Source organism: Streptomyces clavuligerus (genome assembly GCF_005519465.1).
Classification (GTDB): domain Bacteria; phylum Actinomycetota; class Actinomycetes; order Streptomycetales; family Streptomycetaceae; genus Streptomyces; species Streptomyces clavuligerus.
On the sequence record NZ_CP027858.1, the window covers coordinates 5,650,890 to 5,669,527 of the forward strand.

The following is an 18,638-nucleotide window of genomic DNA, read 5'->3' on the forward strand; positions in this document are numbered from 1 at the left end:
CGGGAACCCCCAGGCCACGAGGTGTCCGTCCACCGGGACACCCCGGCCGCCCCGCGCGCGGCCCGGTTAGGCTGGGGCCGTGCGCCCTCCCGCCGGAGGACGCAAAGCCGACAGCCGTCGCATCCCAGGGAGCACATTCCATGGCCACGCTGCCGACCCCTTCCGCCCCGTCCGCCGACGCCCGGTCCCGGATCGATGCCCTCCGCGAGGCTCTCGCGACCCGGGTCGTCGTCGCCGACGGGGCGATGGGCACCATGCTCCAGGCGCAGGACCCCTCACTGGAGGACTTCCAGGATCTGGAAGGCTGCAATGAGATCCTGAACGTCACCCGGCCGGACATCGTGCGGTCGGTGCACGCCGAGTACTTCGACGCCGGTGTGGACTGCGTCGAGACCAACACCTTTGGCGCGAACCTCGCTGCCCTGGGCGAGTACGACATCCCCGAGCGGGTGTACGAGCTGTCCGAGGCGGGCGCCCGGATCGCCCGGGAGACCGCCGACGCGTACACCGCGTCCACCGGCGCCCAGCGCTGGGTCCTCGGCTCCATGGGCCCCGGCACCAAGCTCCCCACCCTCGGCCACGCCCCCTACACCGCCCTCCGCGACGCCTATCAGAGCAACGCCGAGGGCATGATCGCGGGCGGCGCCGACGCGCTGCTGATCGAGACCACGCAGGACCTCCTCCAGACCAAGGCGTCCGTCCTCGGCGCCCGCCGCGCCCTGGAGGCCACCGGCACCACGCTGCCCCTCATCGTCTCCGTCACCGTCGAGACCACCGGCACCATGCTGCTCGGCTCGGAGATCGGCGCCGCGCTCACCGCGCTGGAGCCGCTGGGCATCGACATGATCGGGCTGAACTGCGCCACCGGCCCCGCCGAGATGAGCGAGCACCTGCGCTATCTCGCCCGCCACTCCCGCATCCCGCTCTCCTGCATGCCCAACGCGGGCCTGCCCGTCCTCGGCAAAAACGGGGCGCACTACCCGCTGTCGGCCGCGGAGCTGGCGGACGCCCAGGAGACCTTCGTCCGCGAGTACGGCCTCTCCCTCGTCGGCGGCTGCTGCGGTACGACGCCGGAGCATCTGCGGCAGGTCGTGGAACGGGTCCGCGGGCTCGTCCCCGCGGTGCGCGAGCCCCGCCCCGAGCCGGGCGCCGCGTCCCTCTACCAGACGGTGCCCTTCCGCCAGGACACCGCGTACATGGCCATCGGCGAGCGCACCAACGCCAACGGCTCCAAGAAGTTCCGCGAGGCCATGCTCGCCGCCCGCTGGGACGACTGTGTGGAGATGGCGCGCGACCAGATCCGCGAGGGCGCCCATATGCTCGACCTCTGCGTCGACTACGTGGGCCGCGACGGGGTCGCGGACATGGCGGAGCTGGCGGGCCGCTTCGCCACCGCCTCCACCCTGCCCATCGTGCTGGACTCCACCGAGGTCCCGGTGATCCGCGCGGGGCTGGAGAAGCTGGGCGGCCGGGCCGTGATCAACTCCGTGAACTACGAGGACGGCGACGGCCCCGACTCCCGCTTCGCGCAGGTCACCCGGCTCGCCCAGGAACACGGCGCCGCGCTGATCGCCCTCACCATCGACGAGGAGGGCCAGGCCCGCACCGTCGAGCACAAGGTCGCGATCGCCCAGCGCCTGATCGCCGACCTCACCGGCAACTGGGGCATCCGCGAGTCGGACATCCTCATCGACACCCTCACGTTCACCATCTGCACCGGGCAGGAGGAGTCCCGCAAGGACGGCATCCACACCATCGAGGCCATCCGCGAACTCAAGCGCCGCCACCCCGATGTGCAGACCACCCTCGGTCTGTCCAACATCTCCTTCGGCCTCAACCCGGCCGCCCGCATCCTGCTCAACTCGGTCTTCCTGGAGGAGTGCGTCAAGGCCGGGCTGGACTCCGCGATCGTCCACGCCTCCAAGATCCTCCCCATCGCCCGCTTCCAGGAGGAGGAGGTCGCCACCGCGCTCGACCTCATCTACGACCGGCGCGCCGAGGGATACGACCCGCTCCAGAAGCTGATGGCGCTCTTCGAGGGCGCCACCGCCAAGTCCCTCAAGGCGGGCAAGGCGGAGGAGCTGGCGGCCCTGCCGCTGGAGGAGCGGCTGCGGCGGCGCATCATCGACGGCGAGAAGAACGGTCTCGAAGCCGACCTCGACGAGGCGCTGCTGACCCGGCCCGCCCTCGACATCGTCAACGAGACCCTGCTGGAGGGCATGAAGGTCGTCGGCGAGCTGTTCGGCTCCGGCCAGATGCAGCTCCCGTTCGTCCTCCAGTCCGCCGAGGTCATGAAGACGGCGGTCGCGCACCTCGAACCGCACATGGAGAAGTCCGACGCCGAGGGCAAGGGCACCATCGTCCTCGCCACCGTCCGCGGCGACGTCCACGACATCGGCAAGAACCTCGTCGACATCATCCTCTCCAACAACGGCTACAACGTGATCAACCTCGGGATCAAGCAGCCCGTGTCCGCGATCCTCGAAGCCGCCGAGGAGCACCGCGCCGATGTCATCGGGATGTCCGGCCTGCTGGTCAAGTCCACGGTGATCATGAAGGAGAACCTGGAGGAGCTGAACCAGCGCAAGCTGGCCGCCGACTACCCGGTGATCCTCGGCGGCGCCGCCCTCACCCGCGCCTATGTGGAGCAGGACCTCCACGAGATCTATGAGGGAGAGGTCCGCTACGCCCGCGACGCCTTCGAGGGGCTGCGCCTGATGGACGCCCTCATCGCGGTCAAGCGCGGTGTCCCCGGCGCCACCCTCCCCGAGCTGAAGCAGCGCAGGGTCCGCCCCGCCGCGACCGCCGTCGTGGTGGAGGAGCCGGCCGAGGAGGGCACGGTGCGCTCCGACGTCGCCATCGACAATCCCGTCCCCACCCCGCCCTTCTGGGGCACCCGGGTGATCAAGGGCATCCAGCTCAAGGAGTACGCCTCCTGGCTGGACGAGGGCGCCCTCTTCAAGGGGCAGTGGGGCCTCAAGCAGAACCGGACCGGCGACGGACCCGACTACGCCGAGCTGGCCGAGACCGAGGGGCGGCCCCGGCTGCGCGGCTGGCTCGACCAGCTCCACACCCGCGGTCTGCTGGAGGCGGCCGTCGTCTACGGCTACTTCCCCTGCGTCTCCAAGGGCGACGACCTCATCCTCCTCAACGAGGACGGCTCCGAGCGCACCCGCTTCTCCTTCCCCCGCCAGCGCCGGGGCCGCAGGCTCTGCCTGGCCGACTTCTTCCGCCCCGAGGAGTCCGGCGAGACCGATGTGGTCGGGCTCCAGGTCGTCACCGTCGGATCGAGGATCGGCGAGGCCACCGCCGAGCTGTTCGCCGCCGACTCCTACCGCGACTACCTCGAACTCCACGGTCTGTCCGTGCAGCTCGCCGAGGCCCTCGCCGAGTACTGGCACGCACGGGTCCGCGCCGAGCTGGGCTTCGGCGGGGAGGACCCCGCCGATGTGGAGGACATGTTCGCCCTGAAGTACCGGGGGGCCCGCTTCTCCCTGGGCTACGGGGCCTGCCCCGATCTGGAGGACCGGGCGAAGATCGCCGACCTGCTCCGGCCGGAGCGGATCGGGGTCCAGCTCTCGGAGGAGTTCCAGCTCCACCCCGAGCAGTCCACCGACGCCATCGTCATCCACCACCCGGAGGCGAAGTACTTCAACGCGCGCTGAGGACGCCCGGTGCCCCCGGTGATCCCCAGTGATCCCCGGGAGCCGCGGCGGTCACGGCGGTCACGGCGGTCCCCGCGACCGCCGTGGCCCCGGGGAAGCCCGGGGATCGCACAGCTGAACCATTGACGTAAGATCCGCGCCAGGTGGCAGCCCCCGCTGACCCGGGCTGTCCACCGCTCGGCTGCCGGAAGCCCCCACGGACCGCGGCGGGCGGCACCGTGGGGCTGGAAAACGGCGGAGACCCGATGAAGATCTCTTTTCTGATACACAACATCTACGGCCTGGGCGGTACCAACCGGACCACCATCAACCTGGCCACGGCGATGGCGGACCACCACGAGGTCGAGATTGTGTCCGTCCTCCGCGACCGCGACACCACGCTCTTCCCCATCGACCCCCGGGTCCGGGTCGTCCCCCTCGTCGATACCCGCTCGGAGGAGCACGCCGCCGCGCGCGACACCCCCGCGGAGATCTTCCCCACGTCCGAGACCCGCTACCGCCAGTACAGCGCCCTGTGCGACCGCAAGGTCGCCGAGTACTTCAAGAAGGCCAAGCCCGACGTCGCCATCGGCACCCGCCCCGGCATGAACGTCTATGTCGCCGCCCTCACCGAGGAACACACCCTCCGCATCGGCCAGGAGCACGTCACCCTCGCCTCGCACCCCGAGCCGCTCCGGGCCGAGCTGCGCGCCCACTACCCCCGGCTCGACGGCTTCGTCACCGTCTCCGAGGCGGACGCCGACAACTACCGCGCCCAGATGAAGATCCCGGGCCTCCCGGTGCTCTCCATACCCAACAGCGTGCCCGAACCCCTCGTCGCCCCCGGCACCGGCCGGCCGAAGACCGTCGTCGCGGCCGGCCGGCTCGCTGTCGTCAAGCGCTACGACGACCTCGTCCGCGCCTTCGCCAAGGTCGCCGCCGAACACCCCGACTGGGACCTGAGGATCTACGGCGACGGCAGCCAGCGCGCCAAGCTGCGCAAGCTCATCAACGAACTCGGCCTCTTCCACCAGGTCCACCTCATGGGCCTCGCCTCCCCGATCGAGGCGGAGTGGGTCAAGGGCTCCATCGCCGCGGTCACCTCCGAGAGCGAGTCCTTCGGGATGACCATCGTCGAGGCCATGCGCTGCGGCGTCCCCGTCGTCTCCACCGACTGCCCGCTCGGCCCCCGGGAGATCATCCGGGACGGCAAGGACGGACGGCTCGTCCCCGTCGGCGACACCGACGCCATCGCCGCGGCCCTGCTCGACCTCATCGGCGACGAGAAGAAGCGGATCGCCATGGGCGAGGCCGCCCGCAGGAACGCCGCCCGCTTCGACCCCGCCGCCGTCGCCGCCCGCTACGACGAACTCTTCGAACAGCTCCGCAAGGGCCGCACCAGCCCGGTCCGGCGCACCCTCGGCGGGCTGCGGCGGCTGCTCAAGCCGCGCGCCGCCGAGTCCGCCCCGGCCGCCGCCCCGGCCGCGCCCCAGCCCGTCAAGTCCGCCGCCGCGGCGCTCGTCTGCCTCCGGTCCGGCGCGATCGACATCCGCCCCACGCCCGAGTCCCGCCCGGTGGGCGGCACCGTCCTGCTGGAGCGGCGCGGCGAGAAGAAGGCCGAGCAGCGCGTCGACACCGTGTCCCTGCCGGTGCGGCAGAGCACCGCGGGCCAGGCGGCCCAGCTCGCCGACGGCACCCCGCTCCAGCAGGACACCTGGGACTTCCATCTGCTGCGCGCCGACGGCAGCCGCAACCGGCTGCGCTCCCGGCTGGTGGACAACCGCCTCCTGGTGACGGACCGGCCGCCCGTGACCACCACCCCCGTGACCGCCCGGACGCCGTACACCACCGTCGACGGCTACCTCGCCCTGCGGGTCCGCCGGGCCCCCGTCCACGCGGAGACCGAGCGCGTCGACGTCGGCGACGGACGGATCACCGTCACCTGCCGTCTCTACGGCACCACCGAGGCGGCCCGCTCCGCCGTGCTGCGGCTGCGCGGCGGGGCCGAGCTGGCGATCGAGCTGCCCTGTGCCACCCTGCCGGACGGCGCCGTGCGCTTCACGGTCGACACCGGGGCCCCCGCCGCCCACCGCTTCGCCGAGCAGGACCTGTGGGACCTGTATCTGAACGTGGACGGGGTGAGCGCCCCGGTCCGGGTGGGCGCCTGGTTCGGCGATGTGAAGGACCGCAAGGACGTCCATGTCTACCCGATCACGGTGATCGAGGAGACCTCCCGGGGCCGCGCCCGGGTACGGCCCTACTACACCGTCCACAACGACCTCTCCGTGAACGTGGTCGACCTGCCCCCGGCGGACGCCTGAGATGTCCTGAAACACACTGAGGCGCCCTGAGACGTCCCAGCGGGGCCCCCGGGGGCCCGCCGCCGCCTCCGCCGGGCCCCTCGCGCCACGGCAGCGCACCCCGGACGCACGAGACGTACACTGGTCGGTCCAGCGCAGGCCGGTCGCCGCCCCCCGGGAACAGCCGCGGGAGCGGGACCGGCCTTCTCGTCCCTTCCGGAGGTGTGCCGATGACCAGCACGGTCCCCGTGTCCCCGCCCCGCCCCGCCGAGGTCCGCCCGGACCGCCGGCCGCGCGGCGCCGCCCCGGGCCTGGAAGCCGTCCTCCTCGACATGGACGGCACCCTCGTCGACACCGAGGGCTTCTGGTGGGACGCCGAGGTCGAGGTCTTCGCCGACCTCGGACACCGGCTGGACGAGGGCTGGCGGGACGTGGTCGTCGGCGGCCCCATGAGCCGCAGCGCGGGCTACCTCATCGAGGCCACCGGCGCCGACATCGCCCTGCCCGAGCTGACCGTGCTGCTCAACGACCGCTTCGAGGCCAGGATCGGCCGCGGGGTGCCCCTGATGCCCGGCGCGGGGGAGCTGCTGGCCGAACTCACCGCCCACCGGGTGCCCACCGCCCTGGTCTCCGCCTCCCACCGCCGCATCATCGACCGGGTCCTCGCCTCCCTCGGCCCGGAGCACTTCGCCTTCTCGGTCGCCGGGGACGAGGTGCCCCGCACCAAGCCGCACCCCGACCCCTATCTGCTCGCGGCCCGCCGCCTGGGCGCCGACCCGGTCCGCTGCGCCGTGATCGAGGACACCGCGACCGGGGTCGCCGCCGCCGAGGCCGCGGGCTGCCGGGTGGTCGCCGTTCCCTCCGTCGCCCCGATCGCCCCCGCCGAGGGGCGGCTGGTGGTCCGTTCCCTCGAAGAGGTCGACCTCGGTGTGCTCCGGGCCCTGGTCACCTCGTCCGGCTGACGGGTCACCGCCTCCGGCTGACGGGCCGCGGGCGCGTCAGCCCGGCGCCGTCCCGTCACCCTCCGTATCCTCCGGCACTCCGCCGTTCCCTGGTCACTTCCCCACCGCACCGCCCTGAACTGCACCGATCCAGGTGCCTGGGGAAGATCGGCGGCGTGACTTTCGTCACCGAACCCCCTCCCGGCCCGGCTCCGACCCCTCTCGCGGGCTCTTCATGCGCCACCCCGGGAGGGGTGTTGTGTCCGCATTCATCAAGCGGTGTACGAAACGTTCTTGAACGCCGTCATCCATATGTCGACACGGCCGGTCACCCAGCGCATACGACCCTTCGGCGGCCCGGTCAACCCCCTCTCCGTACGCCGACTAATCTCATCGCGGGTCTTCGCCGCACCCCGACCCCGGACACGCCTCGGCGGTCGCACCGCCGCCGTGAACCAGGGCCGACAGCCCTGCCGTCCCGGACCGATCGGACCGTCCCACCGGGCGGTCGTGGCGGAACCTTCCGTACAGGCTGAAATCCCGGTGCCGGATGAGGAGAACGTCCAGGATGAACCGTAAGACTCTGGTGCTGCCGGCCGTGGTCGGCCTGCTCGCCCCCGTCCTCGTCGCCTGCGGCAGTACGGAGAGCGGCGGCGGTGACGCCATGGTCGTGGGCACCACGGATCGGATCACCGTCGGCGAGGACTCGCCCGCGCCCCTCGATCCGGCCTTCGCCTATGACACCGGCTCCTGGAACGTCCTCCGCCAGACCCTCCAGACGCTGATGCACGCCCCGCGCGGCGGCGGCGCGCCCGTCCCGGACGCCGCCCAGTCCTGCGACTTCACCGACAACGCCTCCCAGAGCTACCGGTGCAAGCTCCGCTCCGGGCTGAAGTTCTCCGACGGCTCCGCCGTCACCGCCGAGGACGTCAAGTTCTCCATCGAGCGCATCATCGGCATCAACGACCGCAACGGTGCCGCCGCGCTGCTGTCGAACGTCGACACCATCGAGGTCAAGAGCGAGCGGGAGATCGTCTTCCATCTGAAGACGCCCGACGCGACCTTCCCGTTCAAGCTCTCCACCCCCGCCGCGGCCATCGTCAGCAAGAAGAAGTACGACGCCGCCAAGCTCCGCGACGGCCTCCAGGTCGACGGCTCCGGCCCGTACACGATGAAGACGCAGGCCGAGAAGGGCGATGTCAGCAAGGTCGTCTTCAGCAGGAACAAGCACTACACCGGCGATATCGACCTGCGGAACGACAAGGTCGAGCTGCGGGTGTTCCCCGACTCCGGCGCCATGAGGCGCGCGCTGGAGAAGGGCGAGATCGACGTCGCCACCCGGGAGCTGTCCGCCGCCCACATCAAGGAGATGCTGGACAACCAGAGCAAGGACGTCAAGCTCACCGAGCTGCCCGGGCTCTCCATCCAGTACCTGGCCTTCAACACCGACCACCCGTCGGTCAAGGACAAGGCCGTCCGCCAGGCCATGGCCACCCTGATCGACCGGGGCCAGATCGCCGGTCAGGTCTACAACGCCACCGCCGAGCCGCTGTACTCGCTCATCCCCGCGAGCGTCGGCGCCCACAAGAACGCCTTCTACAACAAGTACGGCGACCCGAGCATCACCAAGGCCCGCTCCACCCTCCGGGACGCCGGGATCAGCACCCCGGTGGAGGTGACGATCCACTACGCCTCCGACCGGTACAACGCCAAGGAGTACGAGGTCATCCGGGACCAGCTCAACCGTTCCGGGCTCTTCAAGGCGACCGCCAAGGGCACGGACAAGTGGTCCGCGTTCCGCGCCGCCGGCCAGCGCGGCGACTACGCCGTCTACGGCCTCGGCTGGGTCCCCGACTTCCCGGACCCGGACAACTACATCGCGCCCTTCCTGGAGAAGGACAACTTCCTCGGCTCGCCGTACGTCAGCGCCGAGGCCCGCAAGCTCATCCCCCAGTCGCGCCGCCAGGCCGACCGCACCGCCGCCGCCGAGACCTTCGCCCGGCTCCAGCAGATCGTCGCCGAGGACGTCCCCGTCCTCCCGCTCTGGCAGGGCAAGCAGTACGTCGCCTCCCGCAAGGGCATCAACGGCGTCGAGCGGCTGCTCAACGGCAGCTCCGACCTCCAGCTCTGGGAGCTGGACAACAGCGGGAACTGACCCGCCGCCCGCACCCGGGGGAAGCCCCGGCCGAGCGGGCACCCGTACACGACGACGGCGGCGGTCCACCTGGACCGCCGCCGCCGTCGTACAGGACCGCCGCCGGCCGCTGACTACTGCTGGCCGCCCGGGCGCACCAGCCCGCTCTCGTACGCGTACACCGCGGCCTGCACCCGGTCCCGCAGCCCCAGCTTGGTGAGCACATGGCCCACATGGGTCTTCACCGTCGTCTCGCTGACGAACAGATCCGCCGCGATCTCCGCGTTCGACAGACCGCGCGCCACCAGCTTCAACACCTCGACCTCACGGTCGGTGAGCGAATTCAGCGTGTCCGGCACCGGCTCCTCGCCCGAGGGGAGATGGCCCGCGTACTTGTCCAGCAGCCGCCGGGTGATGCTCGGGGCGAGCATCGCCTCGCCCGCCGCGACCACCCGGATGGCCTGCACCAGCTCATGCGCCGGAGCGTCCTTCAGCAGAAAGCCGCTCGCCCCGGCCCGCAGCGCCTCCACGACATACTCGTCCAGGTCGAACGTCGTCAGCACCAGCACCTTCGCCGGACCGTCCCGGCCAGGACCGGTGATCTGGCGGGTCGCCTCCACCCCGTCCATCCGGGGCATCCGGATGTCCATCAGCACCACATCGGGCTGGAGCGCCCGCACCTGGTCCAGCGCCTGAAGGCCGTCCCCGGCCTCCCCGACGACCGCGATGTCCTGCTCGGCCTCCAGGATCATGCGGAAACCGGTACGCAGCAACGGCTGGTCGTCGACCAGCAGGACGCGGATGGCCACGGGCAACTCCTCACACTCGGTCGCCCCCATTCTGCCCTGACCCCCCCGCACGGCCCGCGCCCGGGGAAACGCCTCAGCCCTCCGCATCCCCGCCCGGGGACGGCGCCGGGACCACGCTCAGCGGATACACCGGCGGAGTGCCCCCGAACTCCGGACACACCGCCTGGTGGTCGCACCAGCCGCACAGCTTGGTCGGCCGCGGCCGCCAGTCGCCCGTCTCCGTCGCCCGCCGGATCGCGTCCCACAGCGCCAGCAGCTTCCGCTCCACCCGCTCCAGGTCCGCCGGGACCGGGTCGTACGTGAGGACGTCACCGCTGCCCAGATAGACGAGCTGGAGCCGGCGCGGCACCACCTTCTTCAGCCGCCAGATCACCAGCGCGTAGAAGTGCATCTGGAACAGCGCGCCCTCGCTGTACTCCGGGCGGGGCGCCTTCCCCGTCTTGTAGTCGACGATCCGCACCTCGCCCGTCGGCGCCACGTCCACCCGGTCGATCACGCCCCGCAGCCGCAGCCCCGAATCCAGGCCGACCTCGACGAACATCTCCCGCTCGGCCGGTTCGAGACGCGTCGGGTCCTCCAGCGAGAACCACCGCTCCACCAGGGCCTCGGCCTCCGCCAGCCAGCCCGCCAGCCGCTCACCCCCCGTATCGCCCTCGAACAGCCCACCCAGCTCGGGACGGTCCGCCAGCAGCCGGTCCCACTGGCCCGGCACCAGGGACCGCGCCCTGCCCGCCGTCCGCTCCGCCGCCGGGGCGTCGAAGAGCCGCTCCAGCACCGCGTGCACCAGCGTGCCCCGCGTCGCCGCCGCGCTCGGCCGCTCCGGCAGCCGGTCGATCACCCGAAACCGATACAGAAGCGGACACTGCATAAAGTCGCTCGCCCGCGACGGCGACAACGACACCGGCGGCGCACCCGTGGCCGCGCCCCTGGCCGACCCCTCACCCGTACTCATGACCACGACCCTACGGCCCGCCACTGACACCGGGCGCAATACCATCGACGGAAGAGGTACCGCATCGCCCCGCACACCCCGAAGGGACCCCGTGAACGAGGACGGCACACCCGACCAGCCCGAGCGCGCCCGCGCCCACGGCCAGGGCACCGGGCCGGACGGCCCCGGCACCGGGCCCAAGCGCCCCGACGGCCCCGGCGGTGGCATCCTCATGGGCCGCATCTTCGGTGTGCCCGTCTACGTCGCCCCGAGCTGGTTCCTGGTCGCCGCCCTGATCACCTGGGTCTTCGGCGGCCAGCTCGACCGGGTCCTGCCCGAACTCGGCAACGCGCGCTACCTCGTCTCGCTCTTCTTCGCCGTCGCCTTCTACGCCTCCGTACTCGTCCACGAGCTGGCCCACACCGTCGCCGCCCTCCGCTTCAAGCTCCCCGTGCGCCGGATCCAGCTCCAGTTCTTCGGCGGCGTCTCCGAGATCGAGAAGGAGTCCGAGACCCCCGGGCGGGAGTTCGTCCTCGCCTTCGTCGGCCCGCTGCTCTCCCTCGTCCTCGCGGGCGTCTTCTACCTCGGCATGCAGACCGTCGAACCCGGCACCGTCCCCGGTGTCCTGCTCGCCGGACTGATGATCTCCAACCTGATCGTCGCCGTCTTCAACCTGCTCCCCGGCCTGCCGCTGGACGGCGGGCGCATGCTCCGCGCCGTGGTCTGGAAGATCACCGGCAAGCCTATGAGCGGCACCGTCGCCGCCGCCTGGGTCGGCCGCGCCCTCGCCGTCGCCGTCCTCATCGGCCTCCCCCTGCTCACCCACACCGGCGCCCTCGGCAACCCCGCCCAGGACATCGGCGGCACCCAGACCGTCACCGACGCGCTCCTCGCCGCCATCCTCGCCGCCATCATCTGGACCGGCGCGGGCAACAGCCTCCGGGTGGCCCGGCTCCGCGAACACCTGCCCGAACTCGCCGCCCGCACCCTCACCCGGCGCGCCGTCCCCGTCGAGTCCGACACCCCCCTCTCCGAGGCGCTGCGCCGCGCCAACGAGGCCGGGGCCCGCGCCCTCGTCGTCGTCGACGGCCACGGCCACCCCACCGGCCTCGTCCGCGAGACCGCGATCGTCGGCATCCCCGAGCACCGCCGCCCCTGGGTCGCGGTGAGCGGGCTCGCCCAGGACCTCACCGACGGCATGCGCGTCCCCGCCGACCTCTCCGGCGAGGACCTGCTCGACCGGCTCCGCGCGTCCCCCGCCACCGAGTACCTCGTCGTGGAGAAGACCGGGGAGATCTACGGGGTCCTCTCCACCGCCGATGTGGAACGCGCCTTCGTCGCCGCCATGGCCCGCCCCCGCTGATCCGTCCGGCCCGCCCCGGCCCGGCCGCCGGGCGGCCCCGAGCAGCCCGTCCCGGCGGCCCCGACCGGGCCCGTCCCGGCGGCCCCGCCGCCCCCGTCCACACCCCGGCCCCACGCCCGGTACCCTGGTCACATGTCCGAACCGACCGGTGCCGCCCGCCGACGCGGGCCCTTCACAGTCGGGGACCAGGTCCAGCTCACCGACCCCAAGGGACGCCACTACACCTTCACGCTCGAAGCCGGGAAGAACTTCCACACCCACAAGGGTTCCTTCCCGCACGACGAGCTGATCGGCTCCCCCGAGGGCAGTGTTGTCCGAACCACGGGAAACGTCGCCTACCTCGCGCTGCGCCCCCTGCTCCCCGACTACGTCCTGTCCATGCCCCGCGGCGCCGCCGTGGTCTACCCCAAGGACGCGGGGCAGATCCTGGCCTTCGCCGACATCTTCGCCGGCGCCCGTGTCGTCGAAGCCGGCGTGGGCTCGGGCTCCCTCAGTGCCTTCCTGCTGCGCGCCATCGGCGACCACGGAATGCTCCACTCCTACGAGCGCCGTGCCGACTTCGCCGAGATCGCCCAGCAGAACGTCGAGCGCTACTTCGGCGGCCCGCACCCCGCCTGGCAGCTCACCGTCGGCGACCTCCAGGACAACCTGAGCGACACCGAGGTCGACCGGGTCATCCTCGACATGCTCGCCCCCTGGGAGTGCCTGGAGGCCGTCTCCAAGGCGCTCGTCCCCGGCGGCATCCTCTGCTGCTACGTGGCCACCACCACCCAGCTCGCCCGGACCGTCGAGTCCATCCGGGAGATCGGGTGCTTCGCCGAGCCGCAGCCCTGGGAATCCATGATCCGCAACTGGCATGTCGAGGGCCTGGCCGTCCGCCCCGATCACCGCATGATCGGCCACACCGGCTTCCTCGTCACCGCCCGCCGGCTCGCCGACGGGGTGGAGCCGCCCATGCGCCGCCGCCGTCCCGCCAAGGGCGCCTACGGTGAGGACTACGAGGGCCCCAACAAGAACAGCTGAACACCCCGGTGCCGGGCCTGCCCGGACCGGATGACCGGACAACACCGTGCCGCCGCCGCCGAGTTCCCCCGCGCCAGGGGGAACTCGGCGGCGGCGGCCGCGCGTTCACCGGCCGGGACGGTTACACAACCCTGACACGGGGCCCGTGTCCCCGGGCCGTCCCGCGGCCGTGCGCTGTGGCACGATGCAGATCTCCCACCCGACACCGCCCCGCAGGCCACCCCTGTCACAGGAGATCCTCACCCGTGCAGCCCGCCGACGCCCCGGACCTCGCACACACCCGCACCCGCCCCGCGCACTGGCTCGCCACCGCGGCCGCCACCGCCGCCGTCGTCGCCCTCGCCGCGCTGCTCCAGCCCGACCCCGCCACCGCGAAGGACACCGCGGCCGAGCGCCCCGGCCCGAGCCCGGCCGCCACCCCGGCCGCCCCCGACCCCTCGGCCGTGACCCTCCCGTTGAACTGCGGAAACATCAAGAGCACCCTGGTCGGCCGGGCCACCGGTGACCTCGACGGCGACCGCCGCCCCGAGACCGTCGTGGCCGCCCGCTGCGCCGCGGGCTCCGGCACCCCGCCCACCGGCGTCTATGTCCTTACCGCCGACCGCACCGGCGCCCCGCGCCTCGTCGCCACCCTGCTCGCCCCCGAGAGCCGGCAGACCGCCCAGAGCCTGGCGGTCCGCGACGGAGCCGTCACCGCGACCCTGCTCGGCTACTCGTCCCCCGACGTCCCGAGCTGCTGCCCCGACCTGACCGAGCGTGCCCGGTGGACCTGGCAGGACGGCAGCTTCCTGCGTACCCTCCAGCGCCCGCCCCAGGCCCTCTGAGCCCCGTCCGGCGGGACCCCGGAGGGGCACACCGGAGGCACGGCCAGGGGCCCCGCCCCGGGAGAAACCCGGCACGAGGCCCCTGTCGAACGCCGTGTGCCCGCGCGGCTACTCGGCGTCCGGCCCGTACACCTCGACCCGGTCCGCGACCCGGCGGACATGGATGCAGTCCCCGGGGCAGTCCTTCGCCGAGTCGACCACGTCCCGCAGCAGCGGCAGCGGCACCGGCGCCGTCGCCCCCGGCTCCTGCAACAGCTCGTCGTCCGTGCTCTTCACATAGGCCAGACCGTCGATGTCCAGCTCGAACACATCGGGGGCGTACTGAGCACAGATCCCGTCCCCGGTGCAGAGATCCTGGTCGATCCAGACCTCCAGAGCCTCCGCGGGGCCATCGGACGGGGCCTCGTGCTGCACGGTCATATCTCCTGCCGTTTCCTGCGTCGGACCGGACCTGCCCGACCCGCTGTGAAGCAAGTCGCGCCAGCCCTGACGGGTGTTGAACACTTCGACCTTACAACCGCCCGCTTTCCGATGTTGGTGGGTGGGTATTCCCCTCGGGTGAGGGAAGCGCAAGGGTGAAGATCGGACACGCCCCTACCGTCTTTCTGATCTATGGGTTTCAATCACCACCCACGCAGGTAGGGTCAGAAAGCGTCCAGCTCCCCTTGGAGGAGGTGAGGACCGTGGCAGCCCACGACGACGACATCGACCGCGGCATCCGGCCGGGGCGGGGGTCCGAAGACCCCGCCGGTCAGGTTGCCTATCTGGAGCAGGAAATCGCCGTCCTGCGCCGCAAGCTCGCCGACTCTCCGCGCCACACGAGGATTCTCGAAGAGCGCATCGTCGAGCTCCAGACCAACCTGGCCGGCGTGTCCGCACAGAACGAACGGCTCGCGAACACCCTCCGTGAGGCCCGCGACCAGATCGTGGCCCTCAAGGAGGAGGTCGACCGGCTCGCCCAGCCGCCGGCCGGCTTCGGAGTCTTCCTGCACGCCAACGAGGACGACACCTGCGACATCTTCACCGGAGGCCGCAAGCTCAGGGTCAACGTCAGCCCCAGTGTGGACGTGGACGAGCTGCGCCGGGGCCAGGAGGTCATGCTCAACGAGGCGCTCAACGTGGTCGAGGCCATGGCCTTCGAGCGCGCCGGGGACATCGTCACCCTCAAGGAGGTCCTGGAGGACGGCGAGCGCGCCCTGGTCGTCGGCCACACCGACGAGGAGCGCGTGGTCCGCCTCGCGGAGCCCCTGCTGAGCACCACCGTCCGCCCCGGGGACGCCCTCCTCCTCGAACCCCGCTCCGGCTACGTCTACGAGGTCGTGCCCAAGAGCGAGGTCGAGGAACTGGTCCTCGAAGAGGTCCCCGACGTCGACTACGAGAAGATCGGCGGCCTCGGCGACCAGATCGAGCTGATCCGCGACGCGGTCGAGCTCCCCTATCTCCACCCCGACCTCTTCAAGGAACACGAGCTGCGGCCCCCCAAGGGCATCCTGCTCTACGGCCCGCCCGGCTGCGGCAAGACGCTCATCGCCAAGGCGGTCGCCAACTCCCTCGCCAAGAAGGTCGCCGAGGTGACGGGGCAGCCCGCGGGCAAGAGCTACTTCCTCAACATCAAGGGCCCCGAACTCCTCAACAAGTACGTCGGCGAGACCGAGCGCCATATCCGGCTGGTCTTCCAGCGGGCCCGGGAGAAGGCGAGCGAGGGCACCCCTGTCATCGTCTTCTTCGACGAGATGGAATCGCTCTTCCGCACCCGTGGCTCCGGTGTCAGCTCGGACGTGGAGAACACCATCGTCCCCCAGCTCCTCGCCGAGATCGACGGCGTCGAGGGCCTGGAGAACGTGATCGTCATCGGCGCCTCCAACCGCGAGGACATGATCGACCCCGCGATCCTGCGCCCCGGCCGCCTCGATGTGAAGATCAAGATCGAGCGCCCAGACGCCGAGGCCGCGAAGGACATCTTCGCGAAGTACCTCACCGCGACCCTGCCGCTGCACGGGGACGACCTCGCGGAGCACAATGGCTCCAAGGAAGCCGCCGCCCATGCCATGATCCAGTCGGTCGTGGAGCAGATGTACGCGGAAACCGAGGAGAACCGCTTCCTGGAGGTCACCTACGCGAATGGGGACAAGGAAGTCCTCTACTTCAAGGACTTCAACTCCGGAGCGATGATCCAGAACATTGTGGACCGGGCGAAGAAAATGGCCATCAAGGCATTTCTCGACCACCACCAGAAAGGCATCCGCGTCTCCCATCTCCTCCAGGCATGCGTGGACGAGTTCAAGGAGAACGAGGACCTGCCGAACACCACCAATCCCGACGACTGGGCCCGGATCTCCGGAAAGAAGGGCGAGCGGATCGTCTTCATCCGTACCCTGGTCACCGGAAAACAAGGCGCGGACACCGGTCGGTCCATCGACACGGTCGCGAACACCGGCCAGTACCTGTAATGCACACCGGCTGCGGGTGCCCCGGCCGGGGCACCCGCAGCCGGTGTCTTTCCCCCGGTCGGCGCACCGGTCCGCCGGGCCCCACGGGCCACCGCGCGGAAAGACGGAAACGATCTCCCCAGCAGCACGGAGCCGTTCTAGGCTCTTCGGTACCGCCGGGTCGCGCACCGCGGGGACGGGCACCGCAGGCGCACCGGAGCACCAGCGGTACTTGAGCGCCGCCCCCGGACGGGCGCGGCGCAGGGCAAGGAGGGCCGCATGACCGTACGGCGCGTAATGGGAATCGAGACGGAGTACGGCATCTCCGTCCCCGGGCACCCCAACGCCAATGCCATGCTCACCTCGTCCCAGATCGTCAACGCCTACGCGGCGGCGATGCACCGGGCGCGGCGGGCGCGGTGGGACTTCGAGGAGGAGAACCCGCTGCGGGACGCCCGGGGCTTCGACCTCGCCCGGGAGTCGGCCGACTCCAGCCAGCTCACCGACGAGGACATCGGCCTCGCCAATGTGATCCTCACCAACGGGGCCAGGCTCTATGTCGACCACGCCCACCCCGAGTACAGCTCCCCGGAGATCACCAACCCCCGGGACGCCGTCCTCTGGGACAAGGCGGGCGAACGGATCATGGCCGAGGCCGCCGAGCGCGCGGCCCAGCTCCCCGGGGCCCAGCCCATCCACCTCTACAAGAACAACACCGACAACAAGGGCGCCTCCTACGGCACGCACGAGAACTACCTGATGAAGCGGGAGACCCCGTTCTCGGACATCGTGCGCCATCTGACCCCGTTCTTCGTCTCCCGCCAGGTCGTCACCGGCGCCGGCCGGGTCGGCATCGGCCAGGACGGCCACGAGCACGGCTTCCAGATCAGCCAGCGGGCCGACTACTTCGAGGTCGAGGTGGGTCTGGAGACCACCCTCAAACGCCCGATCATCAACACCCGCGACGAGCCGCACGCCGACGCCGAGAAGTACCGGCGCCTCCATGTGATCATCGGGGACGCCAATCTCTCGGAGATCTCGACCTATCTGAAGCTGGGCACCACCTCACTGGTGCTCTCCATGATCGAGGACGGCTTCATCGCCGTGGACCTCGCCGTCGACCAGCCCGTCCGCACCCTCCACCAGATCTCCCACGACCCCGGCCTCCAGTACCTGGTCACGCTGCGCAGCGGCCGGACACTCACCGCCGTCCAGCTCCAGATGGAGTACTACGAGCTGGCGCGGAAGTATGTCGAGGAGCGGTTCGGCGCGGACGCCGACGACCAGACCAAGGATGTGCTCGCCCGCTGGGAGGACACGCTCAACCGGCTGGAGAACGACCCCATGAGCCTCTCCGGCGAGCTGGACTGGATCGCCAAGAAGGAGCTGATGGAGGGGTACCGCCGCCGCGACGGCCTCGGCTGGGACGCCGCCCGGCTGCACCTCGTCGACCTCCAGTACGCGGATGTACGCCCCGAGAAGGGCCTCTACAACCGGCTGGTGGCCCGGGGCCGGATGAAGCGGCTGCTGGACGAGGAGGCCGTCACCGAGGCCCGTACCCGGCCTCCCGAGGACACCCGCGCCTACTTCCGGGGGCGCTGTCTGGAGCAGTACGCCGACGACGTGGCCGCCGCCTCCTGGGACTCGGTGATCTTCGATCTGCCGGGCCGTGACTCCCTGCAACGGGTCCCCACCCTGGAGCCGCTGCGCGGCACGCGCAGCCATGTCAAGGACCTGCTGGACCGGTGCCGGACCGCGGAAGATCTGGTCCGGGTGCTTTCGGGCGGCTAAAAGGGCCTCCGGTCGGGAATCATCTCCGGGAATCATCCGAAGGGTCTCCGGACGTTGTGGAAAGTGCGGGGCCGATGTCGGACCTGGCTTGTAGGGTCTGATCTCGACAGGAACGAACTCACGTCAGGGCAGAGCGAGCGGGGTGAGGGACATGGCGACCAAGGACACCGGCGGCGGACAGCAGAAGGCCACGCGTTCCACGGAGGAGGTCGAGGAGCAGGCGCAGGATGCGCAGGTTTCGGAAGACCTCAAGGAACGCCAGGAGAAATTGTCCGACGACGTCGAATCGGTGCTGGATGAAATCGACGATGTCCTGGAGGAAAATGCTGAGGACTTCGTGCGGTCATTTGTGCAAAAGGGTGGAGAATAAGGCGGTATGTCCGCTTTAATGGTCGAGGGGTGGCGCACGGGCCGTGGGCGGACTCCTCCGCTCCCGTGAGTCCCCCGCG

General features: G+C 70.9%; 13 protein-coding genes. 10 read left to right on the forward strand and 3 right to left on the reverse strand.

What is annotated here, in order from left to right; translation table 11 throughout:
- Window positions 1–140 precede the first annotated feature (140 nt).
- The 4 genes from metH (at window position 141) to CRV15_RS23865 (ending at window position 9,040) form a co-directional block, all read left to right on the forward strand.
- The gene (metH, locus tag CRV15_RS23850) at window positions 141–3,665 is read left to right on the forward strand and encodes a methionine synthase (RefSeq protein WP_003958472.1); all 3,525 of its coding nucleotides are present in this window, start codon (window positions 141–143) and stop codon (window positions 3,663–3,665) included.
- Between the two features lie 245 nt (window positions 3,666–3,910).
- Complete coding sequence (locus CRV15_RS23855; protein ID WP_009995608.1) at window positions 3,911–5,965, forward strand: glycosyltransferase family 4 protein; 2,055 nt, start codon at window positions 3,911–3,913, stop codon at window positions 5,963–5,965.
- A gap of 209 nt (window positions 5,966–6,174) precedes the next feature.
- Window positions 6,175–6,906, forward strand: coding sequence for an HAD family hydrolase (locus tag CRV15_RS23860; RefSeq protein WP_003959863.1), 732 nt, complete (start codon window positions 6,175–6,177; stop codon window positions 6,904–6,906).
- Between the two features lie 547 nt (window positions 6,907–7,453).
- The gene (locus CRV15_RS23865; RefSeq protein ID WP_009995607.1) at window positions 7,454–9,040 is read left to right on the forward strand and encodes an ABC transporter substrate-binding protein; all 1,587 of its coding nucleotides are present in this window, start codon (window positions 7,454–7,456) and stop codon (window positions 9,038–9,040) included.
- Between the two features lie 113 nt (window positions 9,041–9,153).
- Here the strand turns inward: CRV15_RS23865 and CRV15_RS23870 are convergent, their stop codons facing one another.
- Both CRV15_RS23870 and CRV15_RS23875 read right to left on the reverse strand, forming a co-directional pair.
- Entirely contained in the window at window positions 9,154–9,828 is a 675-nt protein-coding gene (locus CRV15_RS23870; protein WP_009995606.1) for a response regulator, read from the reverse strand.
- Between the two features lie 73 nt (window positions 9,829–9,901).
- Window positions 9,902–10,780 (reverse strand): RecB family exonuclease, encoded by an 879-nt coding sequence (locus CRV15_RS23875; RefSeq protein WP_230864098.1) that lies wholly within the window; start codon window positions 10,778–10,780, stop codon window positions 9,902–9,904.
- 91 nt (window positions 10,781–10,871) lie between these two features.
- Between CRV15_RS23875 and CRV15_RS23880 the strand changes: the two genes are divergently transcribed.
- The 3 genes from CRV15_RS23880 (at window position 10,872) to CRV15_RS23890 (ending at window position 13,969) form a co-directional block, all read left to right on the forward strand.
- Window positions 10,872–12,122, forward strand: coding sequence for a site-2 protease family protein (locus CRV15_RS23880; RefSeq protein ID WP_003959859.1), 1,251 nt, complete (start codon window positions 10,872–10,874; stop codon window positions 12,120–12,122).
- Between the two features lie 132 nt (window positions 12,123–12,254).
- Complete coding sequence (locus CRV15_RS23885; RefSeq protein WP_003959858.1) at window positions 12,255–13,145, forward strand: tRNA (adenine-N1)-methyltransferase; 891 nt, start codon at window positions 12,255–12,257, stop codon at window positions 13,143–13,145.
- A 245-nt stretch (window positions 13,146–13,390) separates the two neighbouring features.
- Complete coding sequence (locus tag CRV15_RS23890) at window positions 13,391–13,969, forward strand: hypothetical protein (RefSeq protein WP_009995601.1); 579 nt, start codon at window positions 13,391–13,393, stop codon at window positions 13,967–13,969.
- Window positions 13,970–14,077: 108 nt separating this feature from the next.
- On the opposite strand, the gene CRV15_RS23895 is transcribed toward CRV15_RS23890, so the two are convergent.
- Window positions 14,078–14,389 (reverse strand): ferredoxin, encoded by a 312-nt coding sequence (locus CRV15_RS23895; RefSeq protein ID WP_003959856.1) that lies wholly within the window; start codon window positions 14,387–14,389, stop codon window positions 14,078–14,080.
- A gap of 263 nt (window positions 14,390–14,652) precedes the next feature.
- Here CRV15_RS23895 and arc point away from each other — a divergent pair, with 263 nt between their 5' ends.
- From arc to CRV15_RS23915, 3 genes are all read left to right on the forward strand, one after another.
- Complete coding sequence (gene arc, locus CRV15_RS23905) at window positions 14,653–16,419, forward strand: proteasome ATPase (protein ID WP_009995599.1); 1,767 nt, start codon at window positions 14,653–14,655, stop codon at window positions 16,417–16,419.
- 258 nt (window positions 16,420–16,677) lie between these two features.
- Window positions 16,678–18,189: a depupylase/deamidase Dop gene (gene dop, locus CRV15_RS23910; RefSeq protein WP_003959854.1), complete on the forward strand. Its 1,512-nt coding sequence runs from the start codon at window positions 16,678–16,680 to the stop codon at window positions 18,187–18,189.
- Between the two features lie 151 nt (window positions 18,190–18,340).
- A complete protein-coding gene (locus tag CRV15_RS23915; RefSeq protein WP_003958017.1) occupies window positions 18,341–18,559 on the forward strand; it encodes a ubiquitin-like protein Pup in 219 nt (72 codons plus the stop codon).
- The last annotated feature ends 79 nt before the right edge of the window (window positions 18,560–18,638 follow it).

Excerpts from the sequence above, each read along its gene's own strand:
- CRV15_RS23915 (WP_003958017.1), top strand. The coding sequence starts at position 18,341 with ATGGCGACCAAGGACACCGGCGGCGGACAGCAGAAGGCCACGCGTTCC.
- CRV15_RS23865 (WP_009995607.1), top strand. The coding sequence starts at position 7,454 with ATGAACCGTAAGACTCTGGTGCTGCCGGCCGTGGTCGGCCTGCTCGCC.
- CRV15_RS23860 (WP_003959863.1), top strand. The coding sequence starts at position 6,175 with ATGACCAGCACGGTCCCCGTGTCCCCGCCCCGCCCCGCCGAGGTCCGC.
- CRV15_RS23885 (WP_003959858.1), top strand. The coding sequence starts at position 12,255 with ATGTCCGAACCGACCGGTGCCGCCCGCCGACGCGGGCCCTTCACAGTC.
- metH (WP_003958472.1), top strand. The coding sequence starts at position 141 with ATGGCCACGCTGCCGACCCCTTCCGCCCCGTCCGCCGACGCCCGGTCC.
- CRV15_RS23875 (WP_230864098.1), bottom strand. The coding sequence starts at position 10,780 with ATGAGTACGGGTGAGGGGTCGGCCAGGGGCGCGGCCACGGGTGCGCCG.
- CRV15_RS23895 (WP_003959856.1), bottom strand. The coding sequence starts at position 14,389 with ATGACCGTGCAGCACGAGGCCCCGTCCGATGGCCCCGCGGAGGCTCTG.
- CRV15_RS23855 (WP_009995608.1), top strand. The coding sequence starts at position 3,911 with ATGAAGATCTCTTTTCTGATACACAACATCTACGGCCTGGGCGGTACC.
- dop (WP_003959854.1), top strand. The coding sequence starts at position 16,678 with ATGACCGTACGGCGCGTAATGGGAATCGAGACGGAGTACGGCATCTCC.